The sequence below is a fragment of the Deinococcus planocerae genome (assembly GCF_002869765.1).
In the GTDB taxonomy this organism is placed as follows: Bacteria; Deinococcota; Deinococci; order Deinococcales; family Deinococcaceae; genus Deinococcus; species Deinococcus planocerae.
Genome location: NZ_PNOR01000001.1, coordinates 214,191 through 224,504 on the forward strand (window position 1 = coordinate 214,191; position 10,314 = coordinate 224,504).

General features: G+C 69.1%; 14 protein-coding genes. 8 read left to right on the top strand and 6 right to left on the bottom strand.

The window, feature by feature from the left end; all coding sequences use genetic code 11:
- The first annotated feature begins 150 nt into the window (after positions 1-150).
- From A7B18_RS00960 to A7B18_RS22790, 5 genes are all read left to right on the top strand, one after another.
- Entirely contained in the window at positions 151-399 is a 249-nt protein-coding gene (locus tag A7B18_RS00960; protein ID WP_102124790.1) for a ribbon-helix-helix domain-containing protein, read from the top strand.
- Positions 386-736 carry a type II toxin-antitoxin system PemK/MazF family toxin gene (locus A7B18_RS00965; RefSeq protein ID WP_102124791.1) on the top strand — a complete coding sequence of 117 codons (351 nt, stop codon included), beginning with the start codon at positions 386-388 and terminating at the stop codon, positions 734-736. The genes A7B18_RS00960 and A7B18_RS00965 overlap by 14 nt, the downstream gene beginning before the upstream one ends.
- 16 nt (positions 737-752) lie before the next feature.
- Entirely contained in the window at positions 753-1,688 is a 936-nt protein-coding gene (locus tag A7B18_RS00970; protein WP_180969957.1) for a tyrosine-type recombinase/integrase, read from the top strand.
- Between the two features lie 263 nt (positions 1,689-1,951).
- Positions 1,952-2,254, top strand: coding sequence for a site-specific integrase (locus A7B18_RS21165; RefSeq protein ID WP_146009412.1), 303 nt, complete (start codon positions 1,952-1,954; stop codon positions 2,252-2,254).
- Positions 2,255-2,311: 57 nt separating this feature from the next.
- Entirely contained in the window at positions 2,312-2,437 is a 126-nt protein-coding gene (locus A7B18_RS22790) for a hypothetical protein (RefSeq protein ID WP_281260129.1), read from the top strand.
- 34 nt (positions 2,438-2,471) lie between these two features.
- Here the strand turns inward: A7B18_RS22790 and A7B18_RS00975 are convergent, their stop codons facing one another.
- The 3 genes from A7B18_RS00975 to A7B18_RS00985 form a co-directional block, all read right to left on the bottom strand.
- A complete protein-coding gene (locus tag A7B18_RS00975; protein WP_102124792.1) occupies positions 2,472-3,032 on the bottom strand; it encodes a dihydrofolate reductase family protein in 561 nt (186 codons plus the stop codon).
- Positions 3,033-3,113: 81 nt separating this feature from the next.
- A complete protein-coding gene (locus tag A7B18_RS00980; RefSeq protein ID WP_219722077.1) occupies positions 3,114-4,199 on the bottom strand; it encodes an N-6 DNA methylase in 1,086 nt (361 codons plus the stop codon).
- A 27-nt stretch (positions 4,200-4,226) separates the two neighbouring features.
- Positions 4,227-4,382, bottom strand: coding sequence for a DUF1016 N-terminal domain-containing protein (locus A7B18_RS00985; protein WP_219722078.1), 156 nt, complete (start codon positions 4,380-4,382; stop codon positions 4,227-4,229).
- A gap of 548 nt (positions 4,383-4,930) precedes the next feature.
- On the opposite strand from A7B18_RS00985, the gene A7B18_RS00990 reads away from it, so the two are divergent.
- The 3 genes from A7B18_RS00990 to A7B18_RS01000 all read left to right on the top strand — a co-directional run bounded on the left by A7B18_RS00990 (position 4,931) and on the right by A7B18_RS01000 (position 7,880).
- Positions 4,931-5,467 (top strand): TetR/AcrR family transcriptional regulator, encoded by a 537-nt coding sequence (locus A7B18_RS00990; RefSeq protein ID WP_102124793.1) that lies wholly within the window; start codon positions 4,931-4,933, stop codon positions 5,465-5,467.
- 98 nt (positions 5,468-5,565) lie between these two features.
- Entirely contained in the window at positions 5,566-7,023 is a 1,458-nt protein-coding gene (locus A7B18_RS00995) for an NAD(P)/FAD-dependent oxidoreductase (RefSeq protein WP_102124794.1), read from the top strand.
- Positions 7,020-7,880 carry an alpha/beta fold hydrolase gene (locus A7B18_RS01000; protein ID WP_102124795.1) on the top strand — a complete coding sequence of 287 codons (861 nt, stop codon included), beginning with the start codon at positions 7,020-7,022 and terminating at the stop codon, positions 7,878-7,880. The genes A7B18_RS00995 and A7B18_RS01000 overlap by 4 nt, the downstream gene beginning before the upstream one ends.
- A 51-nt stretch (positions 7,881-7,931) precedes the next feature.
- Here the strand turns inward: A7B18_RS01000 and A7B18_RS01005 are convergent, their stop codons facing one another.
- The 3 genes from A7B18_RS01005 to A7B18_RS01015 all read right to left on the bottom strand — a co-directional run bounded on the left by A7B18_RS01005 (position 7,932) and on the right by A7B18_RS01015 (position 10,173).
- The gene (locus A7B18_RS01005) at positions 7,932-8,582 is read right to left on the bottom strand and encodes a hypothetical protein (protein WP_146009413.1); all 651 of its coding nucleotides are present in this window, start codon (positions 8,580-8,582) and stop codon (positions 7,932-7,934) included.
- A 29-nt stretch (positions 8,583-8,611) separates the two neighbouring features.
- Positions 8,612-8,836 carry a DUF2442 domain-containing protein gene (locus A7B18_RS01010; RefSeq protein WP_102124797.1) on the bottom strand — a complete coding sequence of 75 codons (225 nt, stop codon included), beginning with the start codon at positions 8,834-8,836 and terminating at the stop codon, positions 8,612-8,614.
- A gap of 83 nt (positions 8,837-8,919) precedes the next feature.
- Positions 8,920-10,173, bottom strand: a complete 1,254-nt coding sequence (locus A7B18_RS01015) for an MFS transporter (protein WP_102124798.1) — start codon at positions 10,171-10,173, stop codon at positions 8,920-8,922.
- Positions 10,174-10,314 lie beyond the last annotated feature (141 nt).

The following is a 10,314-nucleotide window of genomic DNA, read 5'->3' on the forward strand; positions in this document are numbered from 1 at the left end:
CTGAGGTCCTTGAGGGACACTTTCTGACATAGGGACACTTTATCATCTCCCCGCCCTCGCCTCACCCTTCTGGTAAGTGGGATTACCAGAAGCTTCGCTGCGGCGATGATCGCACCAGGCTTCCTACCGTTTTTCTGCTAATATGTACTGATGACTGTTGGTAAGATCAGTGTAAGTTTGGAGGAACCGCTCCTCGACTTTCTCAGCCACTATCAGGAGACCCACCGGGTTCGCTCCAAATCGGAGGTGATCGCCCAGGCCCTCACCCTCCTGCGGGAACGGGAGCTGGAAACTCAGTACGCCGAGGCCCTGGCCGAGTGGCGGGCGAATGGCGAGGGCGATCTGTGGGAAAGCGTGATCGCCGACGGCCTGAGCGAGGGTTCCGATGCGGCGCGGTGACATCTATATCGCCGACCTCGACCCCGCCCGTTCGAGTGAGGCGAACAAGCGGCGCCCGGTGGTGATCGTCAGTGCCGACAGCCTGAACCGAACGGTGGACCGGCTGGGGGCCGGGGTCGTTACCATCGTGCCGCTCACCGGCAACGTGACGCGGGTTTATGACTTCCAGGTGCTGCTGCCGGCGGGGGAGACCGGGCTGGAGAGTGACAGCAAAGCGCAGGCCGAGCAAATCCGGGCCGTGGGATTCAGCCGTTTGGGACCTGCGCCAGTCGGCCACGTGCCCGCCGGGCTGATGGTCCGCCTCGACGCCGCCCTGCGGTTGCACCTGGCGCTGTGAAGCGGGGAGGCGTCTGGTGACCCTTGACCTGTACCGCCAGGGTCAACTCGCCCCGTCCCGCGAGTGGGTGAATCTGAACCCCGAGGAGCGGCGGCGCCGGGCGGTGGCGGCGGTCGCTGGGAAAGATGTGGCGACGCTGCTCGACCTGCTAGAGGCTCACCACGTTCGCACCCACGGGCATGTCAGCAAAGAGACCCTGCGCAAGTACCGGCTCGGGGGCCGTACTTGGCTGGAGTATGCCCAGAGCCACGCGGTGAAGGTGCTGCACCCGGAGGTCGAGCACGCCGACTTGTGGGTCCGGGAGTTGGAGGCCAGCGGGAAATCTCCCGCCTCGGTGGGTGTGCTGCTCGCGGGCGCACGAGCGCTTTACTCCGCCTTGCGCTGGGCGAAGGCCACCACCGACCATCCCTTTACGGATGTGAAACCGCGCAAGGACAAGCGGCGCCCCTGGGACAAGCGCCAGCCCTACCCGGAAGGCGACGTGGGCAAACTGCTCGCCGCCGCTCCCGTCGAGATGCGGGTGCTGCTGCGCCTGGGGGGCATCGCCGGGCTGCGCGCCTCGGAGATCACCGGCCTGAAGTGGGGTGACGTGGACCTGGAAGGGGGGACCTTAACCGTGCGGAACGGGAAAGGCGGGAAGACGAGACGGGTCCTCTTGTCCTCTTCTTTGGTTGCGGACTTGCGAGAACTCGGTCCGCAAAAAGAAGAGGTGGCGGTGATCGGACGGACTCCGGAGGCGGCGCGGGGGAGACTGCGCACCCTGTGCAAGCAGCAGGGCATTCCCTACCTGGGGCTGCACGCCCTGCGGCACACGGCGGGCACGCGCCTGGTGCGGGCGGGCTTTCAGCTTCAGGACGTGGCGGAGCACCTGGGGCACAGCGACGTGCAGACCGCCCGGACCTACGGCAAGTGGGCGGATGACCGCCTCAAGGAGCATTTGCGGGGCCTGTGAGGGTACATGTCGGCCGCCCCTCACCCTGAGCTGGCCGTGATCGGGGCGACGGCGAACGCGGCCAGGGAGCGGTTGAAGCTCGCCTGTCAGAAGGCCGGGGTGGCCTACCGGGGTGTGCACGCGCTGCGGCATTGCGCCGGGACGCGGATGGTCCGCGCGGGGCCCTCTTCACGACGCGGCCCGCCACTTCGGGCACAGCAGCATCGAGACCACCTAGACCTACGCCAAATGGGCCGACGACAGCCTCAGGCGGGCCCTGGAGGGTGGTAAAGGCGCACCTGCGGGAGTTGGGTCCGCAAAAAGAAGACGTGCCGGTGATCGGGCAGATGCCGGAAGCGGTGCGGAGGAGCCTACGCGCCCTCTGCCAGCGGGAAGGCATTCCCGACCTGGGCCTGCACGCGCTGCGGCACACGGCGGGGACGCGGCTGACGCGGGCGGGCTTTCAACTACAGGACGCGGCAGGGTACCTGGGACCAGTGGGCCGACGACCGACTCAAGGAGCACCTGCGGGGCCTGTGAAGGAAACGACGCTCCTGCCCGGTGTCGAGAACATCACAGCCCCGTAGATAAAGACTGCTTAAACTTTTCTCATTGAGACTGAGGGGGAGGCCGTGGGGGTGTGCATGATCGGCGGGGTGCTGCTGGGGATGGCTTCGGGCTTTTTGCTGGGGGATGCCGGGAGCGGTGTCTCGCTGGGCAGTGCCCTGGGCGTCCTGCTGGGCACCCTCTGGGAGCGCCACCTGCCCTGAACCCCGCCGTGGGCGAGCGTGAGGCGTGAGTCTGCTAGCCGCGCGCGCGCCGGTAGTGCATCGCGACCACGCCGTTGCCGAGCGGCGTCGCCGAGACCAGATCAAGCTGTCGCGTGCTGGATAGCCCGTCCTGGTACAGGGCCGGGCCATGGCCGACGATTCTGGGGTGGACGAGAAACTTGTACTCGTCAATCAGATCCAACCGGTCCAGCTCGGCTGCGAGCTTGCCGCTCCCGAGGAGCACACCGTCAGGGGTCGCGTCCTTGAGCTTTTGCACGCTCGTGCGCAAGTCGCCGACGAGGTGATGGCTGTTGGTCCACGAGAAGCGCGTTCGCGTCGACGACACCACGTACTTCGGCTTGGCCTCCAGCTTGAGCGCCCACTCGCGCATCGCCGGCAGCGCCTCCTCGTCGCCACGAGCGACCGCCGGCCAGGAGCTCTCCATCATCTCGTAGGTGACGCGGCCCCACAGCATGGCCCCTGCCTCGGCCATGAGGCGAGTGAAGAAGGCGTGGGTCTCGTCGTCGGCGATGCCCTCCTGGTGGTCGACGCACCCGTCGAGGGTGACGTTGAGGCTGAAGGTCAAGAGGCCCATGGCGACGAGTCTACGTTGAGTTGGACGGACGCCCACGTTCGCTCACCCTATCAACGTCACGTCCTCACCCACAGCCTTGGCCTACATGACGAGGCGGACGGGGATGCCGGTGGTGAAGAAGAGCTGCGCGGGCAGCGCGACGATGCAGTCGACGAGGTCGGCCTCGACGATCTTGCGGCGGATGTCCCCCTCTGCGCCGATGTCGCGCGCCAGGCTACCGTTGGCCATCACGAACCCAGCCGTGCCACCACCCCGACCGTTGGGCGGGGCGAGATGGTGGATGAAGTGCTGAATCCAGGCGTAATTGGCGTTGCCAGGGGGTGGGTCGCCATAGGTCCAGCGCACGTCGCCGCGGAGGAGTTGGCCCGACCAGTCGCTGACGTTGAACGGCGGGTTGGCGAGGACGAAGTCGGCCTTGAGGTCGGGGTGCTGGTCGCGGAGGAACGTGTCGGCTGGCTGCTCGCCCAGCCTCGCCTCGACGCCGTGGATGGCGAGGTTCATGTGGGCGAGGCGCCACGTCGTGGGGTTGCTCTCCTGCCCGAAGATGGAGACGTCGGTGCGCTGGCCGCCATAGGCCTCGACGAACTTCTCCGACTGGACGAACATGCCGCCGCTGCCGCATGCGGGATCGTAAATGCGGCCCTCGTAGGGCTCCAGCATCTCGATCAGTACGCGCATGACTGAGCGCGGAGTGTAGAACTCGCCGCCCAGCTTGCCCTCGGCGGCGGCGAATTTGCCGAGAAAGTACTCGTACACCCGGCCGAGCGTGTCACGGGCCTTGCCGCGGCTGCCCTTGAAGCCGATACCGGCGATGAGGTTGATCAGCCCAGCCATCTTCACCGACTCAATGCCGCGACGGGCATAGTCGCGGGGTAGCCTGCCCTTGAGGTTCGCGTTGTCCCGTTCGACGGCGAGGACCGCGTCGTCAATCCGTGTGGCGATGTCGGGGCGCGTCGCCTGGTTCTGGATGTTCGCCCAGCGCGCTTCGGGGGGCACCCAGAAGACCCGCTCGGCCGTGTACTCGTCGCGGGATTCGAGCAGGCGCCCGAGCTGTTCGCCCTCAATGCCGTCGCTCGCCAGCTCGGCCCTTAGGTCGTCGCAGCGGCTCTCGAAGCTGTCGGAGATGTACTTGAACTCCCGCCCCAGGTCGCGGGAAAGCCGCTGCACGACCTTCGCGCCCCACCCGGCCTGCGCCTACCGCTCGAGGATGGCCCGCCCAATCTGCCAGTACAGCAGCACGAGTTCCCGATTCACCGCCAGGGCAGCCCGCGTCTGGGCTGACCGGATGCGGTCTTTCAGTTCGCCCAGCAGCGCCGCGTAGTCCCCGAGGAGGGGGAAGTCCCCCGTCATGGCCCCGCCGTTCGGTGGTCCAGAAGACTTCTTGGGGCACCTGGGCGCTTTTCATGGAGGGGCGGTGGGGGCTCTTCACGTAGGGGGTCATGGGGCGCCTATGGTAGAGCGTGGCGCGGCGTGACGAGCTTGGAAACGAGGGACGGCCCGCAGCGCGTGGGAAGGAAGCGGCCTCCTTTGTTTTTTGCGAACCGAAACGCCGCCCGGGGACGTTCGCGCCTACCGAACGGTCCTCCAGCCGTCGAACAGCATCCCAGCCGCCTGCTGCCCTCACCGGCAGCCACGACAGGTTCGCCCCTCGGGTCGGGAAGCGCGCGACGCAGCGGCGCCTGGGCATTCCGGGCGTGCTCTCCCCACGGCAGCGGGGGTCGTCCGTCAAGTCGCCTCGTGACGCAGGCGAAGGCCAGAACTCGCCGGGCATCAGGTTCAGGGCCAGCTCCGCTCTGGAAGACCTACCAGGCTCCAACTTCAGGCCCTGTGGGTGAGAGGGAGACAGGGGTCCGCCGTCGGCCCCTTGACTTGCTTTGTTAGTGAGTGCAAACTAACCCATGGCCCGCTCCACCCCTGGCTCCACGCCCCCCGCCCGGCTGTCGGGCGACGAGCGGCGCGCGGCGGTGATCGAGGCGGCCATCGAGGAGTTCGCCCAGCGCGGCTACGCCGGGGGTTCGACGGAAGCCATCGCGCGGCGCGTGGGCATCTCGCAGCCCTACGTCTTTCGCCTCTTCGGCACCAAGCGGGAACTCTTCCTGGCCGCCGTGGACGCGGTCTTCGTGCACATCCAGCGGGTCTTCACCGCTGCCGCCCACTCCACCCAGGGGGACAAGCTGGACGCGATGGGCCACGCCTACGAGGGGCTGCGCTCGCGGCGCCACGAGTTGCTGCTGCTGCTCCAGGCCTTCAGCGCCAGCGGGGAGGACGAGATCCGCCAGGAGGTGCGCCGCCGCTACCGGGCGCTGTTCGGGGAAGTGCGCGCCCTGTCCGGTGCCTCGCACACGCAGGCCCAGAACTTCTTCGCCACCGGCATGCTGATCACCATCGCCTCGGTCCTCGACCTCCCGGAGCTGCTGACCTGGGAGGGCCACTGAGCTTCTCTTTTTTCCGTAGTTAGTGATTACTTACTAATCTATCGAGGTTCAGCGTTCCGCCGCGCCCCTCCTCGCCCTCTCATCCCAAGGAGCCGCCCATGACCGACCTCCCCACCGCCCGACACGCCCTCGTCATCGGGGGCAGCATGGCGGGCCTGCTCGCCGCCCGCGTCCTGAGTGAGCATTACGACGAGGTGGTGGTGCTCGACCGCGACGTGTTCCCGGAGACCCCCGATCACCGGGCGGGCGTGCCGCAGTCGCATCATGCCCACGGCCTGCTGCCCCGCGGGCACGAGATTCTGACCGGGCTGTTCCCCGGCCTGCTCGCCTCGCTGGCCCGGGGCGGCGCCTTTCACACCCGGGAAGGCATCCCCGTCTTGCAGGTGACGCCCGCCGGGAAACTCCCGGCCGCGCCGCTGGGCGGGCAGGGCGAGTACCTCGCCTTCAGCCGCTTCCTGCTGGAATGGCACGTGCGGCAGTGGCTGCGCGAGCACGCGAACGTCCGCTTCCTTCCGTCCACCGAGGTGACCCGGCTGGTATCCAACGCGGACGGGACAGCCGTGACGGGCGTGCACGTTCGTTCCCGCGACGGGCGGGAGGGCCCCGAGGTCGTGCCCGCCGACCTGGTGGTCGAGGCGAGCGGTCGGGCCTCCAGGCTGGGCGGCTGGCTCCAGGACCTCGGGTACGGTCCGGTCCCCGAGGAGAGCGTCGCCTCCGATATCGGGTACGCCTCGCGCTTCTACCGGCGCCCCGAGGGGTTTCCCGCCCCGTGGCACGGCCTGATCATCAACGGGCGTCCGCCGCACAACCCGCGGGCGGGCCTGATCCTGCCGGTCGAGGACGGGCGCTGGCACGTGACCCTGGGCGGCTTCGCGGGGCACCACCCGCCCACCGACGAGGCGGGCTTCCTGGCCTGGGCCCGGGACTTACCCGACCCCGGCCTGTACGAGGCGATCCGCGTCGCCCAGCCTCTGACCCCCATCCGCGGCTACCGCACGCCCACGAACACCTGGCGGCACTTCGAGCGCCTTCCGCGCTGGCCGCGCGGCCTGGTCGCCCTGGGAGACGCCGTGTGCCACTACAACCCCATCTACGGGCAGGGGATCAGCGCGGCGGCCGTGAGCGCCGAGGCGCTGGAGACGAGCCTGAAGGCGGGTGGGCCGGACTTCGAGCAGGCCTTCCAGCGGGCGCTCGCCCGCGTCGTGGCCGTGCCCTGGCAGATCGCCACGGGTGAGGACCTGCGCTGGCCGGGCGTGCGGCTCACCGGGGCGGGCACGGGGCCAGGCCTGCGGCTGCGGCATGCCTACGGGAACCTGGTGCTGGGGCAGGCCGTGCGGGACGGGGTGGTGGCGGGCGCCTTTCTGGACATGATCATGAACCTCCGTCCGCCCTCGGTCCTCGCGCGTCCAGCCATCCTGGCGCGGGTCCTGGGAGGCAGCCTCGCCCGCGCGCTGGGCAGGACGGGACAGGACGCGCCGCCCGCCCTCTCCCCGGAGGCGGTCTCGCTCCTGCGCGCCCGCCCGGACGCGGCGCCCTTCCCCGGGAGGACCGCATGACGCTCCCCACCCCGGACCTCGACACCCAGGTCTCGCACCAGTTCGCCCACAACGGGGGCGTCCGATTGCACTACGTCACCCTGGGCGAGGGCCCCCTCATCGTGATGCTGCACGGCTTCCCGGACTTCTGGTACACCTGGCGCTGGCAGATGCCCGCGCTCGCCGAGGAGTACCGGGTGGCCGCCCCCGACCTGCGCGGCTACAACCTCAGCGGCCAGCCCAGGGGGGGCGAGCACTACGCCATGCCGCACCTGCTGGGCGACGTGGCGGCCGTCATCCGGGACCTCGGCGAGGAGCGGGCCATCCTGGTGGGACACGACTGGGGCGGGGCGATTGCCTGGCAGTTCGCCATGCACTTCCCGCACATGGTCGAGCGCCTCGTCATCCTGAACCTGCCGCACCCGCAGGGCCTGGCACGCGAATTGGCCCGCAATCCCGAGCAGCAGAAAAACAGCGGGTACGCGCGCACTTTCCAGGAGGAAGGCGCCCACGAACGGCTCGACCTGGAGTGGTTGATCCGCTGGGTGCGGGACGACGGGGCCCGCGCCCGCTACCGGGAGGCTTTGGGCCGCTCGGACTTCGAGGCGTTGCTGCACTACTACAAGCAGAATTACCCGCGTCCGCCGTACCCGGAGCCCCAGGGCCCCGTCGTCAAGGTGCAGGCCCCCACCCTGGTGATCCACGGGCTGGGCGACGAGGCCCTGCTGCCTGGGGGCCTGAACGACACCTGGCAGTGGGTGGAGCGCGACCTGACCCTGGTCACGCTGCCGGGGGCGGGGCACTTCGTGCAGCATGACGCGGCGGAGGCCGTAACGCGGGTGCTGACGAATTGGCTGGCTCGGGGCCCCCTCCCCTAAGGGCGCGGGCACCGACCGTGTGCAAGGCGGGGAGCTCGAAACGGGAGGAGGTCAACCCAGACAGGCGGTCTGAAGGAGCGCTTTCGTCCGGGTGGACGGCCAGGACTCGCAGCAGGCAGCTTGGCGGCTCGTGTCCGCCTGACGCGCCCCGCCCACGAAGGGCAGGGCAAGACCACCTGCACTAGATACAGCCGCTCGTGCACCCCCGAGCTGCCGGTCGAGGAAGAACAGGTGACGCTTCAGCTCCTCCTGGAACGGTCCGTCCTCGGCCCCCCGCAGCCGCTCTTCCTCCTGGGCCTGCATCTCCAGTACCTGCCGCCGCCGGGCCAGCAGCAGGCGGACCCGCTCGTCGTCCTTCTGGAAACCCATGCGTTCACTGACGAACCGAGCCGACCCGGCCACCCGCGCCACGGTGCTCACGTCCAGGAGCCCTGCGCCAGCGGTCGCCGCAAAGGTCCGCACCTGTTCCTTGGAGGTTACCCTCACCCGCACGCCGCGCTCCAGCAGCGCCACCACCACTGGTATATCACCACCGCCCAGCGCCTGCACCAGCACCGCCGCCGGGCGCAGTTCACCGATGCGCCGGGCCAACCGCTCGATGCCTTCTGGAGAGTCGTCCTCCGCAAAGGTCTCCCCCGTCGGCACGACCGCTCCCCGCCACGCCTCCCGCGTGTGCCTCAGTCCGACGAACCGGTCCTGCATGGGCACCTCCTGGGCCGCAGCTTCCCCCATCATTCCTCAGGGTGAACTGCTCGTGGCAGGGCGCCGGATGACGGGCGCTCTTCCCCACCGGGCAGCGTGCGGCTCAGCACGCGAAACCAGGTCCCACTCCGCTCCGGCGGCAGGCGCAGGGCGTCTACGTCGAGGTCCAGTTCCCCCGGCCAGGTGATCGTGCGGCCGCGCGGACCCACCCGGACCTCCTCCAAGACCTCGCGGCTGCGCAGCGGCGCGAACATCCCAGGCGCCCTGTGAGCCGCCCCCAACCCTCGATCTGACGCAGGGCTCCAACGGCCTCCCCGAAGGGCCTGGGGAGGCCCACCTACGTGGCCCTCTCTTCGCCCATCACCTCGCTGTCTCTCCGCCTGGACGCCCTTCGCACGGCGCGCCAGGCGATGAGCCCAGCGAGCAGGTAGGTGGCCGCGTCCACGTTGATGACCAACACGCCCACCCGCTCGCCCAGGACCCCCGAGACGCCCATGCCCAGTAACATCGTCAGCCCCATCAGGCCGTAACAGGCGCTGAACACCCGCCCAAGGGTCTCCTGGGGAGCCGCCCGCTGGAGACCCAGGTTCTGGGCCGTCCCGAACACCGCGAACGGGACACCGGCGACGGCGGTGACCACCACGGCGGGCCACACCTCCCGGTACACCAGCGCGTAGTTGAAGTACAGGAGTAGCAGCAGACCGCTCCCCCAGGCGCCGAGGGCCAGCAGGCGCAAGGCCGGGTGGTGGTCGGCCACCCGCGCCACCAGCCAGGCTCCGATGATCCCCCCGACCGCCTGAGCGGACATGATCAGACCCAGGACCTCCCCGTTCCCACCCAGGATGTCACCGACGAACGGGGACATCAGGGTGGAGATGAACCCCTCCCCGAATGCCACGACCGCGACGATGACGAAGAGGGCGCGCAACGAGAGATTTCCCGTCACGACCGCCAGGCCCTCCCGCCACTCCCGCAAGAAGGCCACCCGCCTCGTTACGGGGGGCCGTGGGGGCGGTGCGCTCACGACCCCCGCGAGCAGCACGGCCGCCACCAGAAACGTCAGCACGTCGAAGAGGATCACCGCCGCAAAGCCGAGTTGCGCCAGCACCAAGCCCCCCAGGGCCGGGCCGATCAGGCGCGCGAGGTTGTTGTTCAGGGCGTTCAGGCTGTTGGCTTCCCCCAGCCGCTCGCGCCCGACCAGCGTGGGGAGCAGGGCGTTCTCAGCGGGACCGAGGAACTGTCCCACACTCGACGCGACGAAGCTGACCAGGGCCACGAGCCACCAGGAGGCGTGCGTGACGGCCAGGAACCCCAGGGTGACGGCGGCCATCCCCAGATTGGTCCAGACAAGCACCCGCCGGTAGTCCAGCCGGTCCACCAGCACGCCCGCGAACTGTCCCACGAGCACGGTGGGGAGTGCCCCCGCCATCACGACCAGGGCCGTGACGAGCGTGGAGCGGGTCTCGCCGTACACCTGCACGGGCAGGGCGATGAAGAGCGCGCCGTTCCCGATCCACGAGATCAGTCCGGCCCACCAGACGCGGGCGAAGTTGGCCTCCAGGAGCAGCGGTCGCGGCGGGGCAAGTGTCATGGCGCCAGGCTGGGCCGTACGCTACTGCAAATGACACTGCCCGATTCGCCTAGCTTTCACCAGATCACGGACGCCCGTCAGGCGGCGCTCCTCACAGACCCGACCAGCAAGCGGTTCTTCGCGCCTTTCCTGGCGCAGGAC